Annotated in this window: 19 protein-coding genes; 7 read left to right on the forward strand and 12 right to left on the reverse strand. The window is 66.5% G+C overall.

The genetic code is table 11. From position 1 onward, the window contains the following. Positions 1–120: 120 nt before the first annotated feature. Both PVW49_RS19775 and PVW49_RS19780 read left to right on the forward strand, forming a co-directional pair. Positions 121–510, forward strand: coding sequence for an MbcA/ParS/Xre antitoxin family protein (locus PVW49_RS19775; protein ID WP_048534288.1), 390 nt, complete (start codon positions 121–123; stop codon positions 508–510). After that, the gene (locus PVW49_RS19780) at positions 507–1,208 is read left to right on the forward strand and encodes an RES family NAD+ phosphorylase (protein ID WP_274591364.1); all 702 of its coding nucleotides are present in this window, start codon (positions 507–509) and stop codon (positions 1,206–1,208) included. Before PVW49_RS19775 ends, PVW49_RS19780 begins: the two co-directional genes overlap by 4 nt. A gap of 21 nt (positions 1,209–1,229) precedes the next feature. Here the strand turns inward: PVW49_RS19780 and PVW49_RS19785 are convergent, their stop codons facing one another. From PVW49_RS19785 to PVW49_RS19800, 4 genes are all read right to left on the reverse strand, one after another. Further along, a complete protein-coding gene (locus PVW49_RS19785) occupies positions 1,230–1,853 on the reverse strand; it encodes a class I SAM-dependent methyltransferase (RefSeq protein ID WP_274565386.1) in 624 nt (207 codons plus the stop codon). Further along, complete coding sequence (gene pssA / locus PVW49_RS19790) at positions 1,854–2,627, reverse strand: CDP-diacylglycerol--serine O-phosphatidyltransferase (RefSeq protein ID WP_048534292.1); 774 nt, start codon at positions 2,625–2,627, stop codon at positions 1,854–1,856. Next, on the reverse strand, positions 2,624–3,310 hold the full coding sequence (locus PVW49_RS19795) for a phosphatidylserine decarboxylase (protein WP_274565385.1): 687 nt from the start codon (positions 3,308–3,310) through the stop codon (positions 2,624–2,626). The genes pssA and PVW49_RS19795 overlap by 4 nt, the downstream gene beginning before the upstream one ends. 136 nt (positions 3,311–3,446) lie before the next feature. Continuing rightward, positions 3,447–4,343: a LysR family transcriptional regulator gene (locus tag PVW49_RS19800; RefSeq protein WP_274565384.1), complete on the reverse strand. Its 897-nt coding sequence runs from the start codon at positions 4,341–4,343 to the stop codon at positions 3,447–3,449. Between the two features lie 165 nt (positions 4,344–4,508). Here PVW49_RS19800 and PVW49_RS19805 point away from each other — a divergent pair, with 165 nt between their 5' ends. From PVW49_RS19805 to PVW49_RS19815, 3 genes are all read left to right on the forward strand, one after another. Beyond that, the gene (locus tag PVW49_RS19805) at positions 4,509–4,934 is read left to right on the forward strand and encodes a DoxX family protein (protein WP_274565383.1); all 426 of its coding nucleotides are present in this window, start codon (positions 4,509–4,511) and stop codon (positions 4,932–4,934) included. A gap of 59 nt (positions 4,935–4,993) precedes the next feature. Beyond that, entirely contained in the window at positions 4,994–5,827 is an 834-nt protein-coding gene (ygiD, locus tag PVW49_RS19810; RefSeq protein WP_274591365.1) for a 4,5-DOPA dioxygenase extradiol, read from the forward strand. Positions 5,828–5,905: 78 nt separating this feature from the next. Then, positions 5,906–6,292 (forward strand): nuclear transport factor 2 family protein, encoded by a 387-nt coding sequence (locus tag PVW49_RS19815; RefSeq protein ID WP_274565381.1) that lies wholly within the window; start codon positions 5,906–5,908, stop codon positions 6,290–6,292. 16 nt (positions 6,293–6,308) lie between these two features. Here PVW49_RS19815 and PVW49_RS19820 read toward each other — a convergent pair whose 3' ends face one another. After that, complete coding sequence (locus PVW49_RS19820; RefSeq protein ID WP_274591366.1) at positions 6,309–6,755, reverse strand: prepilin peptidase; 447 nt, start codon at positions 6,753–6,755, stop codon at positions 6,309–6,311. A 131-nt stretch (positions 6,756–6,886) separates the two neighbouring features. Between PVW49_RS19820 and PVW49_RS19825 the strand changes: the two genes are divergently transcribed. Both PVW49_RS19825 and PVW49_RS19830 read left to right on the forward strand, forming a co-directional pair. After that, complete coding sequence (locus tag PVW49_RS19825; RefSeq protein WP_053083395.1) at positions 6,887–8,446, forward strand: DUF4331 domain-containing protein; 1,560 nt, start codon at positions 6,887–6,889, stop codon at positions 8,444–8,446. Between the two features lie 15 nt (positions 8,447–8,461). Further along, entirely contained in the window at positions 8,462–8,674 is a 213-nt protein-coding gene (locus PVW49_RS19830) for a hypothetical protein (RefSeq protein WP_139211515.1), read from the forward strand. Positions 8,675–8,734: 60 nt separating this feature from the next. On the opposite strand, the gene PVW49_RS19835 is transcribed toward PVW49_RS19830, so the two are convergent. From PVW49_RS19835 to gspL, 7 genes are all read right to left on the reverse strand, one after another. Next, entirely contained in the window at positions 8,735–9,592 is an 858-nt protein-coding gene (locus PVW49_RS19835) for a general secretion pathway protein GspK (RefSeq protein WP_274565380.1), read from the reverse strand. Continuing rightward, positions 9,589–10,119, reverse strand: coding sequence for a PulJ/GspJ family protein (locus tag PVW49_RS19840; protein WP_074839309.1), 531 nt, complete (start codon positions 10,117–10,119; stop codon positions 9,589–9,591). The genes PVW49_RS19835 and PVW49_RS19840 overlap by 4 nt, the downstream gene beginning before the upstream one ends. After that, the gene (locus tag PVW49_RS19845; protein ID WP_274591367.1) at positions 10,116–11,183 is read right to left on the reverse strand and encodes an ABC transporter substrate-binding protein; all 1,068 of its coding nucleotides are present in this window, start codon (positions 11,181–11,183) and stop codon (positions 10,116–10,118) included. Before PVW49_RS19845 ends, PVW49_RS19840 begins: the two co-directional genes overlap by 4 nt. Positions 11,184–11,248: 65 nt before the next feature. Continuing rightward, on the reverse strand, positions 11,249–12,457 hold the full coding sequence (locus PVW49_RS19850) for a type II secretion system F family protein (RefSeq protein ID WP_048534307.1): 1,209 nt from the start codon (positions 12,455–12,457) through the stop codon (positions 11,249–11,251). A gap of 3 nt (positions 12,458–12,460) precedes the next feature. Beyond that, on the reverse strand, positions 12,461–13,927 hold the full coding sequence (locus PVW49_RS19855) for a GspE/PulE family protein (RefSeq protein WP_274591368.1): 1,467 nt from the start codon (positions 13,925–13,927) through the stop codon (positions 12,461–12,463). Continuing rightward, a complete protein-coding gene (gene gspM, locus PVW49_RS19860) occupies positions 13,924–14,382 on the reverse strand; it encodes a type II secretion system protein GspM (protein WP_274591369.1) in 459 nt (152 codons plus the stop codon). Before gspM ends, PVW49_RS19855 begins: the two co-directional genes overlap by 4 nt. Continuing rightward, the gene (gspL, locus tag PVW49_RS19865; RefSeq protein WP_338020403.1) at positions 14,379–15,524 is read right to left on the reverse strand and encodes a type II secretion system protein GspL; all 1,146 of its coding nucleotides are present in this window, start codon (positions 15,522–15,524) and stop codon (positions 14,379–14,381) included. Before gspL ends, gspM begins: the two co-directional genes overlap by 4 nt. Positions 15,525–15,571 lie beyond the last annotated feature (47 nt).

Consider the following 15,571-nt stretch of genomic DNA (forward strand, 5'->3'; position numbering starts at 1 on the left):
AAAGACAACGCTTCATACTTCGAAAATGAAAAATGACAGGGGCGTCCTTCGGGCACGTTTGGATCATATGGACTTTACAATTGGGTCATATGATATAGATTCGATGCCAAGGAGAATGAGATGGCCGTTGCAGACCGTATCCGCGAACCCGCCGAGATCAACGCCGTCGCGTTGAAGGCCTATGCCCGTGTCGTCGATCACTGGCGGCTGAGCCAGAAGGATGCCGCCGGGCTGGCGGATATGTCCGAGAGCACCTGGAAGCGCGCCCGGAAACCGGGGTTTGCCGGCGATCTGACCAAGGATCAATTGCTGCGCCTGAGTGCGGTGATCGGCATCTACAAGTCGCTCGAACTCTATTTTTCCGAGCCTCTGGCGCGTGCCTGGATGACACGGCCGAACACCGGGCCGCTGTTTGGCGGCCGCCGGCCGCTGGAGGCGGCGATCGAGGGCGGGCTGCCGCAGATCCTCGCCATCCGGACCTATCTCGACGCGCTGCGGGGCGGCGCATGAGGCGGAGGGAGATTTCCGACCGCGGCCTCACCCGTCTCTTGCCCGCCACCTATCACAAGCCGCCGGCCTTGCGCGGCCTTGTCGACAGCGACGATGAATTCGAGATCCTGGCCGAGATCGAGGGGTTGACCAGCGGTCGGCTGCAAGCCGAGCGGGGCAGAAACCCGCATCTCGATCCGCGCGAACTTGCCTGGCGCCGGCGCAGCCGCGACCTGCGGATCTATGGCGACACCCATGTCAACGCGGCCTTTACCTATACCCGCGCCGGCGGCAACCGCTTCAATTCGGAGACACGCGGCGCCTGGTATTGTGCCTGGGATGTCATGGTGTCGGTCAGCGAAGTGGCCTGGCACCGCACCCGGGAGCTCGGCTACACCGGTTGTTTCAAGGACAGCGCGCGGTATGTCGAACTGCTGGCGGATTTCATCGGCGGTTTCGACGACATCACCGATCAGCCCGACCATCCGTCGCTGGCGGGGGATCCGGCGCGGGGCTATCCGGAGGGGCAGGCGCTGGCAGAGCGCCTGCGGCGGCAGGGCTCGCGCGGCTTGATCTATCCGTCGGTCCGGGCGCCGGCGCCGGGAGGAAACTGTCTGGTCTGTTTCGAGCCGAACGCGATCCAGAACGTCAGGCCCGGGGCCTCCTGGGATCTGGTCTGGGGCGGAACGCCGGAGTATTCGGTGCGCGCGGTCGCCTGAGCGCGCCGGCGCACCTCGGGATCAGCTTGCCTTGGTCTTGGTCAGAACGAGGAAGGTCATCATGCCAAGTGGCGGCAGGGATTTTTGCACCTCCAGCGCCAGGTCCGGCTCTTTCAGCACGGTCTCGATCTCGAAATCGGAATGCCAGCCGAGGGTATTGGCAAAGGGCGCGACGATCCGTTCGAGATGCGCCAGCACCCCCTGGCTGCGCACGAAGTGATTGGTAATGACGACCCGTCCGCCAGGTTTGAGCACGCGGGAAATTTCCGCCATCACCCGTTCGGGCTCGGGCACCACCGAGAGCACATGCATGGCGGCGACGGTATCGAAGGTCTCGTCGGGGAAATCGAGCTCGCGGGCGTCCATCTGCCGCAGCGCCGCCACATGGTCCAGCCGCATCCGCTCGACCCGGGCCTGGGCCTTGGCCAGCATGTCGTCGCTGAAATCGATGCCGGTGACCTGTAGATCGTCGCTGTACAGCGGCAGGGAGAGCCCGGTGCCGACCCCGACTTCGAGGACCGCTCCCGTCAGCGTGTTGATGAACTCCACTGCCCGGCGTCGGCCCACATTGGTCACGGCGCCGAAGGTGGTGTCATAGACCGGTGCCCACCGGGCATATGAGGATTGAACCGACTCGATATCCACTTACTTCTCCTGTTCGGTGCCCGGCCCGCGTTTTGGCGGCCGTTTGGTCGCCAGACACCATATTATGGTTGCGATATAGGCCAGGCAGAGCGCGACCAGCGTAACCCAAGCATAGGTCAGCACCGCTGCGCCGGCGATGGCGACGCCCAGCAGAAAGAACTTGGCCTTCCTGCGTGACACCCGCGCGGTCTTGAACGACCAGGTCGGGATCCGGCTGATCATCAGCAACCCGATCACTACCATATGCGCGCCGACAACGAAATCCGGCAGCAGCGCCGAGCCGGCAAAGGCGAAGGACACTGACATCGGCAGCAGCACCAGCAGCGCCGCCGCCGGCGAGGGCACGCCGGTAAAATAGGCGCTGGGCCCGCCAATGCCGGCATCGCGATCCGCATTGCTGCTGACGTTGAACCGGGCCAGCCGCAGGATGCAGCAGACCGCAAAGACCAGGACGGCGATCCAGCCGGCGCGGGTGTCCTGCAACGCCCAGAAATAGAGGACAAGCGGCGGCGCGACGCCGAAGTTTACCACATCGGCCAGCGAATCGAGCTCTGCCCCCATCTTGCTGTCGCTGCGCAGCAGGCGCGCGATCCGGCCGTCAAGGCCGTCCAGCACACCGGCCGCCAGGATCAGCTGTACCGCCAGCTCATAATTTCCCTCCACCCCGAACCGGATTGCCGACAGCCCGGCACAGAGACCGGCAATCGTCAGCATATTGGGCAACAGTTGTAACAGCGGCATGTCGGTGCCGGTCTTGCCCCGGGGGGCATTCATTGCGGGTCACCTGCACCTTCGGCGGCGGGCAGTTCGGCAAGCACGGTTTCGCCGGCGACCATGGTCTGGCCAAGGCTGACCAGCGGCGTCACGCCCGGCGGCAGATAGACGTCGAGCCGCGAGCCGAAGCGGATCAGGCCAAAGCGTTCGCCGGTCGCGGTCTGCGCCCCCGGTGCCACGAAGCAGACGATCCGCCGTGCCACCAGCCCGGCGATCTGCACCACCGCGATTTCCCGGCCATCGGACAGGCGGATGCACAGGCTGTTGCGTTCGTTGTGCTCGCTGGCCTTGTCGAGCGAGGCGTTGAAAAACTTGCCCGGGCGATAGGCGACCGCGGTGATCTCGCCGGCGATCGGAGCCCGGTTCACGTGACAGTTGAAGACGTTCATGAAGACGCTGACCCGGGTCAGCGGCCGGTCGCTCATCCCCAGTTCCTTCGGCGGCACCGCCGGTTCGATCAGCGAGATGATGCCATCCGCCGGGCTGACGATCAGCCCGGGCCGGTCAGGCGTCACCCGCTCCGGGTCGCGGAAGAAGTAGTAACACCAGACCGTCAGCCCGACCCCGATCCACCCGAGAATCGGGGTCAGCAGAAACAGGCCGGCGGTGATGAGGCCGAAGGTCGCAACAAATTTGAGGCCTTCCGGGTGCATCGGCTTGATGAAGGTACCAAGCATGTTCATAGCAATTTCCCTCGCGGCAATCCGAGGCCCTTCTTTTAGGGTGTTTGTGCCTGAGTACAAGCGTCTTCCGGGCGGCGCGGCCCTAGCGCGTCGTGGAATCGCGCGCGCAACCGCCGGATTTCAGGGGTGTGGGCGATCAGAGGATCTGCCGGCCAGACAGGTCTCTGGCGGCGAAATCGATCAGGGCCCGGACCTTGCGCGGCAGCGCGCGGCCTTCGAGGTAGACCGCCCCGACCTGGCCGCTTTCGCCGACATGATCTTGCAACACGGCGACCACTTCACCGCTCTCCAGCGCGGCGCCGAGGGCAAAACGCGGCACATAGGCCAGCCCAAAGCCGCGCCCGGCCAGGGTGACGGCGGCCTTGGCGGAATTGACAAAGAACCGGCCGGTCACCGTGACCGCGATCTCGGAGCCGGCGTCGTGAAACAGCCAGCGGCGGGGCAGGCGGCGGTTGGTGTCGACGATGCAGGTGTGATCCGGCAGATCCTCGGGCCGACGCGGCGTGCCATATCGTGCGAGATAATCGGGGCTGGCGATCAGCACGCTGCGAAACGCGCCCAACCGACGGACCTTGAGCGAGGCCATGTCGAACCGGCCGAGGCGAAAGGCGACATCGATGCCTTCGGTCGCCAGATCGACGTAGCGATCGTCCAGCCGCAGATCCACGGTCAGACTGGGGTGCGCCGCGATGAAGCGGCTGAGCATGTCGACGACATAGACCTCGCCAAACGTGACCGGCGCCGAGATCCGCAGCGTGCCGGACAGCCCGCGCGAGGTCTCCGACACCGCGCTCAGCACGGCATCGAGATCGTCGAGCAGCGCCGGTGTCCGCGACAGGAGATCCTCGCCCGCCGAGGTCAGCCCGACCTTGCGCGTGGTGCGCTGAAACAGCCGGATGCCCAGGCGCCGCTCGAGCTCGGCCACGTATTTCGAGGTCAGCCGGTTCGATATGCCAAGCTGCTCTGCCGCACCGGTAAAGGATCCGGTCTGCGCGGTGGCGACAAAGGCGCGAAGCTGATCGATCAGATCCAAGGCAGCGAGTTTCCCAGCATAATTCAGAACATTTTGTGGATGGTCATTCCATACCTTCGCCATTTCATGGGTGTGGGGCAAGTCTTATCCTTGCATCACAACGCGCTGACGGGCCCCGCGCCCGGCCAGCCCAACCTTGCCAACGAAACTTTCGGAGATCTCGACATGACCCCCAACACCGTCTCGGCCGATTATGCGGCACTTCTTTTGCGCGTCACCAGTGGCGCGCTCTTCATCGCCCATGGCTGGATGAAGGTCAGCCTGTTCACAATCCCCGGCACGGTGGCCTTTTTCGAAAGTCTCGGCCTGCCCGGGGTCTTTGCCTATCTCACCATCCTTGGCGAGCTGGGCGGTGGCCTGGCGCTCATTCTCGGCGTGGCGACACGGCTGGTCTCGCTGCCGCTGATCGCTATCCTGATCGGGGCGATCTGGGCGCATGCGGGCAATGGCTGGACGTTTTCTAACGAAGGCGGCGGCTGGGAATTCCCGCTGTTCTGGGCCGTCGCGCAGGGCGCCATCGCGCTGCTCGGTGCCGGTGCGCTGGCCCTGAAACTGCCGGTGCTGGAACGCGGCCTCGGCAAATTCGCCTGATCCGGCAGCCAAGGCCGGGCGGCCGCCGTGGCGGCCCGGCGTCACACAGGAGACAACCCATGCAAACCCACAGCCTTGCGTCGCTTGCCGACCGTTTCGCCCCGAGCGCCCGGATGCCGGTGGTGTTTCTCGGCCATGGCAGCCCGATGAATGCCATCGAAGACACCGCGTTCAGTCGCGCCTGGAAGACCCTCGGCCAGAGCCTGCCACGGCCTGAGGCAATCCTCGTGGTCTCGGCGCATTGGATGACCCGCGGCACGACGCTGGTGGATGTTTCGGCCATGCCCCGGACGATCCATGATTTCTATGGCTTCCCCGAGGCGCTTTACGCCGAGCGCTACCCGGCGCCGGGCCAGCCGCAACTGGCGGCCGAAGTGGTGACCCTTCTCAAGAGCCATCGCGCGCAGGAAGATGACCGCTGGGGCCTCGATCACGGTGCCTGGGCGGTGCTGAAATTCCTCTACCCTGATGCCGATGTGCCGGTGTTTCAGGTCTCGATCGACATGGAGGCGCGTCTGGCGCATCAGCTCGAGATTGGCCGCACCCTGTCGGTGCTGCGCGATCGCGGCGTGCTGATCCTGGGATCGGGCAATGTGGTGCACAATCTGCGGGCCATGCGGCCCGGCGGCGCGCCACTCGATTTCGCCGAGGCCTTCGACGGGCTCTTCGCCGACCGTCTCACCGAGCGCGATTTCGCCGCGCTTGCCGATGCCCCGGGTCTTGGCCCGCTGTTGTCAGAGGCGCATCCGACGGTGGATCACTACCTGCCGGCGCTGACCATTGCCGGCGCGTCGGACAGCAACGACGATCTGACCTATATGACCGATGCGATCGATCTGGGGTCGGTCTCGATGCGGTCGTTCCTCTTTCACCCTCGGCAGACCGCAGCCTGACGCCGCCCAGACCCCCGCTTGCAGCGCCCGCCGCGATCCGATGCTCGGCGCGGAGAATACCTCAGAAGGAGCCCCGAGATGCCCACCACGCCCGCAGAGAACAAGGCCAACGCGATGGCGTTTTACGACCTGATGTTCAACCGGTGCCAGCCGCGCGCGGCGATCGAGCGCTATGTCGGCGACGTCTATATCCAGCACAATCCGCATGTCGGCGACGGCAAGGATGCCTTCATCGCCTATTTCGAGCGGATGGCGGCCGAGTATCCCGGCAAATCGGTCAGCTTCAAACGGGCCATCGCCGAGGATGACCTTGTTGTCCTGCATTGCCATCAGCTCTGGCCGGGCAGCGAGGATTATGCGGGTATCGACATCTTCCGCTTTGATGACGACGGCAAGGTGATCGAGCATTGGGATGTCTTGCAGGTCATCGGAGCCGGATCGAAGAACGACAACGGCCTGTTCTGACCCGACGGGCGTCTTCTCAGGTCGCGAGACGCAGCACCGCGAAACTGAGGCAGAGCCAGAGCCCGAAAGCGATCCTGTCATGGTGGCCCTGACCTGCGACCAGGGCAAAGACCAGCGCCGGAAGGCTGGCGCCCAGCACCAGCCACGGCAGCATCTGCCAACCGAGCCAGGCGCCGGCGGCGGCCATCAGCTTGGCATCGCCGAGGCCCAGCCCGTCGATCTTCCGCAGGCGGAAATAGGTCGCGCCAAGCGCCCAGAACACCGCAAAGCCTGCCGCCGCACCGATCGCGGCATCCAGCGGCGCCGGCCCGTGACCGGTGAGCGACAGACCGAGGCCGAGCAGCACAAGCGGCAGGGTCAGCGCATCGGGCAGACGGAATTGGCGCAGATCGATCCAGGCGAGCGCGGCGAGGCAGATCAGCAAAACGACATCGGAAATCAGGCTGACGAGAACAGGCGGCATAGTCCGGAAATAATTCCCGCAGTTTTTGAAACTTTTTTGCGCAGCCCTACGTAGCCTTTTTGTGCGCGACAATTTGCCCGCGCATCCCTCCGCGCGTTTCGCAGCGGACCATAACTATTAGGGAGTGAATTATGAAGAGCAATAATATGACGATCCGCACGGGGGTGGCAATCAGCCTTCTTGCGGTCGCCGCCACGGGCGCGATGGGTGCCTCGCACCGCGAAGCGCCCGCCATCACGCATTCACCCAAGGTTGATGGTACTGATTTTTACATGTTTCGCAGTTACGAGCCCGGCCGGCAGGGCTATGTGACCTTTATCGCAAACTATCAGCCGCTTCAGGCCCCTTACGGTGGCCCGAACTATTTCACCATGGACGAGGATGCGATCTATGAGATCCACGTCGACAATGATGGTGATGCAGTCGAAGATCTGACGTTCCAGTTCGATTTCGACAACATGCTGGGCGCCGGCGGCAACGGCATCGCGCTGACCATCGGCAATGTCGATGTCGCCATTCCGCTGAAGACGGCGGGGCAGGTGTCCGGCGCCGGCGATGCCACGGTGAACGAACAGGAGCGGTATTCGCTCAACGTCGTCACCGGCGACCGCCGCTCCGGGACCATCCGATCGATCACCTCGGGCGGCAATGACACCTTTGTCAAACCGCTGGATTACATCGGCGAAAAGACCTTTCCCGATTACGAGGCCTATGCCAACAGCTTTGTCTATGACATCGACATTCCCGGCTGTGCCACGCCCGGTCGTGCCTTTGCCGGCCAGCGCGAAGAGGCCTTTGCGGTGAACCTGGGCGAAATCTTCGACCTGGTGAACATGGTGCCGCTGGAAGGCTCGATCCCCAATGATCGCGCCAATGACGATCTGGTCGACCGGTTCAACATCACCTCGCTGGCATTGGAAGTGCCGATCGACTGTCTGGTCGGATCGGGCAATGGCGTGATCGGCGCCTGGACCACCTCGAGCCTGCCGCAGGCCGAAATCGAAGATCCCTCGCCGACCTATGAGGATCCCTCGATCTATGGCGGTGCCTGGGTGCAGCAATCGCGGCTGTCCAACCCGCTGGTCAACGAAGTTGTCATCGGTCTGCCTGACAAGGATCTGTTCAACGCGGCAGAGCCCACCCAGGACGGCGCGCTGGCAGTCTATGTGACCAACCCAACGCTGCCGGCACTGATCGATATCCTGTTCCGTCAGGCGCTGGGTGCCTCGAGCAATATCGCACCGTCGAACATTCCGCGCGATGACCTTGTCGCCACCTTCCTCACCGGTCTGCCGGGCTTCAACCAACAGGCCACGGTAACCGCGTCGGAAATGCTGCGGCTGAACACCGCCGTGCCGCCGACACCACAGAGCGCGCAACACCCCTATGGCGTTGTGGCCGAAGACCTTGCCGGCTTCCCCAATGGTCGCCGTCCGGGTGATGACGTGGTCGATGTCGCGCTGCGCGTGGCGATGGGTGCGCTGTGTCACGATGTGCCGCTGGGCGCCGAACTGGGCGTTGCCGGTGCGGTCGAAGACCAGCCGAGCGATTTCGTCAACCTCGGCTATTGCCAGCCGTCGGATGCGCCGGTGGGTGACGAGCCGTTCATCGACGGGGCGCCAATCGACGCGACCGAGATGCAGGCCGTGTTCCCCTATCTGAACACGCCGCTTCCCGGCGCCGAGAATTGAGCGGGGTGAGTGATGATGAGACGTAAACTCACCTGCGTGGCACTTGGTGCCGTGCTGCTTCTCGCCGCCTGTGAAGGCGATGGCGGAGGCGGCGACAGCCCCAGGGGCATTGCCACCCTCGGACAGGCCTTTGTGGATGCCTTCAATCAGATCCGCAATTCCACGCCTGTTGATGCGCAAAGCGTTAATCTGAAGCTGACGCCGAAGAAGACGCCTTTCAATCCCTGACGGAACAGCCCCCCTTGATCCGTCAGGCCAGACCCCCCGCGCCCCGGCGCGGGGGGTTTTTCATGGTTCGGCCGGCGCCTCAGTCGGCAGCGGCGCGTCGAACCGGCGCGAGATCAGCGCGACCGCCTTGCCCTCGAGATCGTTGCGCCGCTGGATCAGGCTCAGAAGCCGCACCCGCGCGGCGCCGCTCTCGGCCAGGATCTCGACCTCCCAGGCATGCGAGCCGAAACCAGTCAGCCCGGGCCGCAGCGCGCCAAGATCGGTCAGCAACTTGCGGGACACGAAGCCCTGCGACCGGCGGCGGAACAGCAACTGCGAGGCGATCCCGGGGTTCTGGAACAGAACCTCCATCAGCAGCGGGTCGGCGGTATTGAGGTTGATCGTCGACGGCACCGGCAGGGCGGTGACATGCGGCGCGAGCCGGGCCAGCGTATCCGGCGCGATGCCCCGGGCTTCGAGATCGGAGAGGTCGCGGACCGCGCCGAGCAGGGCCACGAGTTCGGCAATGCGCCGGGCTTCGGCGGCGTCGATGTCGAGCCGCGTGGCGAGGCGCTGGAACAGCGTCTGCGGGCCGACGGCCGGCGCGGTGAGGAGATTGATATCGAATTTCGCCTGACGGTCGCGCACCTTCACCGAGAACCGTCCTTCCGGCAACGCGACCTCCTCCTGGATGACGCCGGCCCAGGGTTCGGCAAAGTGATCCTCCTCCGGGCCGGTGTCGAGATCCCGACGCAGCGCCGCCAGCACCGAAGCCTCGGCGCCAAGCGCGATCTGTTCGGCCTGCGCCAGTGCGGCGTGGCGGGCGACGATGTCCTGGCCGTCTTCCTGCTGGCGCAGCAACAACACCACCAGCCCCGACGTGATTGCCAGCACCACCAGCACATTGACCAGGGTGACCCCCGCCTCGCCGCGCCTCATCGGGTGGCTCCCGCCGGCATCGGAAACAGCCGGGTGACTTCGGCCACCTCGCCCCGCTGCGGGAGTTCGAGCCGCAGCGTGAGTTCCGCCGCCCGCGGGCTGGCCGAGGGCTCCGGCCAGGCGGTCTGCCAGCGGCGGGCGCCGTCGAGCAGCCGCCAGCGGGCTTCGCGCACGCCGGTCAGAAGGTGCTGCGGCGGGGTTTCGGGGCCGCGCTGCACCTGTCGGGTGAGCGTGCCCTCTTCCAGCGCGATGCGCAGTGAAAGCGGAGCGTCGGTCGTGGCGCGCAGGAAAGTCAGCCCGCCCTCGTCCAGCACGGCAAAGCCCGGTGCAGCGGTGGCCAGATCGCGGCGCAGCACGGTCAGCGCGCGGTCGATCTCCTCGATCCGGTCAAGCCGGCCTTCGGTGCGGCGCTGCACGTTCAGGGTGGTGTCGAGCATGGTCAACCCGGCGACGCCGATCACCGACAGAATCGCCAGCGCTACGAGCATTTCGATCAGCGTCATGCCGGCGTCGGGGCGCGGCCTCATATCGAGGTGGAACCGATCAGGTTGATGTCACCTGCGCCCACCTCGAGCACCGCGAGGCCGCGTTCGACCAGACCCGAGCTAAGGAAGCGATAGGGGCCGAGGACACCGGTAAAACTCTCCTTTCGGGTCAGGCCCCGTCGGGTCTGCTTGCCGGTCTGGCCCAATATCCGCATTAGTTCGGCCCCGTCATAGGCCAGCCCGGAGATGATGCCGGCGGGCTCGCCGGTCTGTTCTTCATAGGCGCGGGTAAAGGCGGCGAAGCGCAGCGGATCGGGGGCGGCGAACCAGGCGCCGCGCAGGGCGCGCACCGCTTCGAGATCGCGGGCCGCCCATTGGGTGGAGCCGAGGATCCGCGTGTCCTGACCTGCCAGGGCTTCGGCGAAGGGGATCAGGCTGGCCCCGGCCGAAGGCAGGTAGACGCCGTCGGGCAGGCCGCCGCCGGCTTGCAGTTCGGCCAGCACCGTGCCCGGTGTGTCGGTGATGACCGGCGGACGTAGGGTGATGCCGAGCGCCTGGGCGATCGGCACCGCCTCGGCGGCGCTGCGGGCGCCGAGCGGGCCGGGCGGGGCGACGAGGGCGATTTCGCGGATATTGCGCTGTGCCGCGAGGGCAAAGACCGCGCGGGCGGATTGTGCCGGGGTGACGCCAAAGACAAAGGTGTTGCGATCGGCCAGCGTGGTGTCGTTCGACAGGGTGACGATCGGGATGTTGACAGCCGCGGCCACCGTCTTGGTCTGGGCCGAGAATACCGGGCCGATCAGGATGTTGGCGCCGGCCGCCTCGGCGGCCTTGGCGGCGATGACGGCGGTATCGGGCGAAGAGCCACTGTCGCGGATTTCGATGCCGATGCCGGGGCCGCCCCCCAGCCGCACCGCCGCCTCGAGCCGCTTGCCGAGCTGCGCCTGTTCGCCGGTCAGCGGCAGCAGGATGGTGGCCTTGCCGGGGCCCTCGGTGGTGCCGCCGATTTCGCCCAGCCCGTCGAGCGAGGCACAGCCCGCCAGCCCGGCAAAGCCTGTGGTCAGGGCGAGGAAGCGGCGACGGGAGGGGCGAAAGGGATCGGGCATTCGGGATTTTCCTGAGGGGTTGCGGCCTTGCTATCAGATCGAAGGTGGCGGGGCCATGCGCGGCCTCATCCGACCAGCGAATTGAGCTGCATGATCGGCATCAGGATGGCCAACACCAGCAGCATCACGATGCCGCCCATCACCAGCAGCACGCCGGGTTCGACCAGCGCCACCAGCGTCGCCACCGAGGCCTTGAGCTCGCGCGCCTGATCGCTGGCGGCGCGGTCGAGGCTTGTCCCCAACGTACCGCCGGCCTCGCCGCTGGCAATCATCGCAATCAACATGGGCGAGAAGATGCCGGCGCGTTTTGCCGCCGAAGAGAGCGCGGCGCCATCCTCGATCTCGCGGGTCATGGTGGCGATGCGGGCGCGCAGATGCAGGTTCGACACCGTGCCGGCGGCGGCGCGCAGCGCATCGGCCAGCGGCACGCCGCTTTGCAACAGCATCGCCAGGGTGCCGGTGAACTGCGCCGCATTGACCCGCTGCACCAGCCGTCGGGTCAGCCGCCCGGTGGCCAAAAGCCGGTGCCAGGCAGCGCGCGGCCCGGGCCGGCGCAGCAGCGCCAGCGTGCCCAGAACAAGCGGCAGGGCGATGGCGGCGATCATCGGGCCGAACCGTTGCAATCCTTCGGACAGGGCGATCAGAGAGCGGGTGAGCGCCGGAAGATCGGCGCCGCGAGCGGTAAAGACCCGCACGATATCGGGCACCACGAAGCCCAGAAGCGCCAGGATCACCCCGATCGAGACCACCGCCAGCAGCGCCGGATAGATCAGCGCCAGCTGGATGCTCTGGCGATTGCGCGATTGCGCCTCGATATGATCGGCGAGCTGGTTCATCACGTCCGACAGCCGCCCGGCACGTTCGCCCGCGCGCACCGAGGCGCGGTACGCCGGGCTGAAACTGGCCGGTTCGGCATCCAGCGCATCGGCCAGGCTCTGACCGTCCTGCACCGCGCTGCGCAGGTTCAGAAGGAACGAGGCGTCGCGCGGCTTGACCTGCTGGTCTGCGGTGATGCGCAGCGCATCGTCGATCCGCACTGAGGCGCCGATCAGCGTGGCGAGTTGCCGGGTGATCAGCGTCAGCCGGCGCAGCGACAGCTTGTGGCGAAACAGCGAGGTCCTGACACCGGCGCGCGCCCGCGTCGCCTCGACGCTGAGCGGCAGCAGGGCGCGGGCGCGCAACTGGGCGCGGGCCTCGGCGGCGCTGGCGGCGTCCAGCAGGCCCTTGGAGCGTTTGCCGGCCTGGTCGACGGCGGTATAGAGAAAGGCCGACATCGGTCAGACCCTGTCCCGCACGGCGCGGGCGACGTCTTCGGCGCTGGTCAGCCCGGCTTTGATCTTGGCGATGCCGTCGTCGAGGATGCTGGTGCTGGCGCGGCGGGCCTCGGCGATCAGATCGGCCTCCGAGGCGCCATCGTGGATCATCTGCTCCAGGGTCGTGGTGCCTTCGACCACCTCGTAGATCGGCAGCCGGCCGCGATAGCCCTCTTGCGAACAGGCGTCACATCCCGGCGCGTGATAGGCCGACGCGCCTTCCCGCATCGCATGGCCCAGCAGCGCCGCATCGCGGGCGCTGAGCGGGCGAGGTTCGCGGCAGTCGGGGCAGAGTCGGCGCACCAGCCGCTGCGCCACCAGCCCGCGCAGCATCGGCGCCAGCAGATAGCGTTCGACCCCCATGTCGAGCAGCCGGGAGACCGCGCCGACGGCGGTGTTGGTGTGCAGGGTCGACAGGACGAGGTGGCCGGTCATTGCCGATTCCACCGCGATCTTGGCGGTTTCGGCATCGCGGATCTCGCCCACCATGATGACATCGGGATCCTGCCGCAGCAGGGCCCGCAGCCCGCGGGCAAAGGTCAGCCCGGTTTTGGCCTCGACCTGCATCTGGCCGACCCCGTCCATGGCATATTCGATCGGATCCTCGACCGTCAGAATATTGCGCGCCCGGTCGTTGAGATGCGAGAGCGCGGCATAAAGCGTCGTGGTCTTGCCCGAACCGGTCGGCCCGGTCACCAGCACCAGCCCCTCGGGCGAAGAAAGCATCCGTTCGAAGCGCGCCCGGTCATCCTCGGACAGCCCCAGCGCCGGAATGCCCAGCCGGGTCTGGCCCCGGTCCAGCAGTCGCAGCACCACGCGTTCGCCATATTGCGACGGCAGGGTCGAGATCCGCACGTCAAGCGCATAGCCGCCAACCTTGAGCGACACCCGGCCATCCTGCGGCAGGCGCTTTTCGGCGATGTCGAGCTTGCCCATGATCTTGAGCCGGCTGGTCAAGAGCGGCGCCAGCGCGCGGCGCGGCTCCAGAACCTCGCGCAGGGTGCCGTCGATCCGCAGCCGGACCACGAGGCGGGTTTCTTCCAGCTCGATATGCACGTCAGAGGCGTTTTCCTTGACCGCTTCGAGCAGCAGCGCATTGATCAGCCGCACCACCGGGGCATCGTCCTTCTGATCGAGCAGATCGTCGACCGAGGCGGCAGTCTCGGCCAGCGCGGTCAGATCGGTGTCATCCTCGGCGGCGATCTGCGCCGCCTGGGTGGCGGAATTGCTGTAGAGCCCCGAGAGCGCAGTATCGAAGGCGGTGGCGTCGATCTGGCGAAAGGCGATGGCGCGGTTGGCACAGCGCTGCGCCTCGAGCAGTGCCGAGAGCGGCGCCTTGGCGAGATGGGCGCATTCCGGCGCGCCGTCGTCGGTGTCCAGCAGGATCACGCCGTGGCGGCGGGCAAAGCCATAATCGAGGCGGGCGGTCATTGCAGCGGCTCCAGCGCAAGGGTCAGGGTTACGGCGCCGGGGGTCAGGCGGCGAGCCATGTCAAGCTCGGCCACCTTCAACCCGTGCTCGTCGCGCAGGGCGGCAATCCATTGCAGCGCATCGTCGAATTGCAGCTCCGACACCGCGACGCGGAATTGCCGACCCTCCGGTTCCAGCCGGGTGAGGGCGATGCCGGCGGCGGCGGCGCTCTGGGTGATGCGCTGGCTGGGCGGGCGCGTATCGACCGGGGCGCTGTCTTGGCTGGCGGTGGTATTGGCCTGTGCGGCGACATGGATCAGCGCGTCGAGGCGGGCAATCTCGGCCGCCGTGGCGGCGCGTTCGGCCTCGAGCGGTTTCCACAGCATTTGCCAGATCAAGGCCGCCGGCAGCACGACCGCGGCCAGTCCGATCAGCAGCCGTTCGCGGCGCGAGAGCGAAGCGAGAGCGGAGATCATTGTGCGCTCCTCACGGTCAGGGTCATGCGGGCGCTGCCGCCGCCAGCGGTGACGGCCCCGGCGGCCACATCGAGATTGGCGGCGCGCAGAGCGGCTTCGGCGGCCTGCAACACGTCGATTCCCTGGGCCTCGGCCTCGAGGGTGAGTGCCGCGTCGCGACCCGACCAGTTGAGATTGGAGAGTTGCACCGGCGTCGCCGCCAGTGCCTCTGACGCCCGCGCCAGAACGGCGAGAAAGCCGGGCGCCTCCTGCCCGCCTGCCGCCAGGCGGCGATAGAGCAGCCGGGGGTCATCGGTGACGCGGGCGCCGGGGACATTGCGGGCCAGAAGCTCGGACGCCTCGGCACGCAGGGTCTCGACGGTGGCGCGCTGGCGCTGAAGATCGGCAAAGGCGAGGCCGAGATGCCCGGCGAGCGCCAGCAGGAGGGTAAGCGCCAGCGCGATGGCGGGCGCGCGCAGCCGTTGCGGCGGGGCGAAATCGCCTTGGCGCAGATTGGGCAAGGGGCCCGGCGGCGGCAGATCCTCGGCGCTGCGGCGCTGCGCCGGAAGACCGGCGGGCAATGCGGCGCCATAGCTGTCGATCGCCGGCCAGCCGGCAGCGGCCCAGAGTGCCGCCAGCATGTCGGCCCGGGCGCCAAAACCGGTGCCGTCTGAGGCCCGCACCAGCACCAGATCGCCCTCGCGCCAGGCGATCCAGCCGCCGCCCTCGCCCTCGGCGGGCGCCGGCACCGGCAACAGGAAATGTTCCGGTGTCACCGGCGCGCCGTCCGCGGCATCGACGGCCAGCGTCATTGCCTCGCGCGACACCGCCGCAGCCAGCATGGCGCCATCGGCAGACGCGCCGCAGAGCGCGTGATGGATTTCGGCCTCGGGGCGGCCGATGTCTTCCTCGAGCGCATAGGGCAGGGCCGCGAGCTTTTGTGCCTGTCCGCGCACCGGCAAATGCACCGTATGCAACGTGACGCTGAGTGCTGGAATTACGAATGCAGTTTTGCCGTGCAATCGCTTTGAAATTATTGCGTCCGGCAGGATGGTGCGCGGCAGGGAAATGCCGATCCCGGCGCCGCCAGCGGCGGCAGGCATAGCTTCATCGGCCGCCGGATTGACGGAGATTTCAGGATTAACGTCCTGTGAAGCCAGCATTTTTCGGTTCTCTCCACCCTTTGAGCGTGCTATGCTCTACTGTATCT

The sequence above is a fragment of the Marinovum sp. PR37 genome (genome assembly GCF_028807375.1).
Lineage (GTDB): Bacteria > Pseudomonadota > Alphaproteobacteria > Rhodobacterales > Rhodobacteraceae > Marinovum > Marinovum algicola.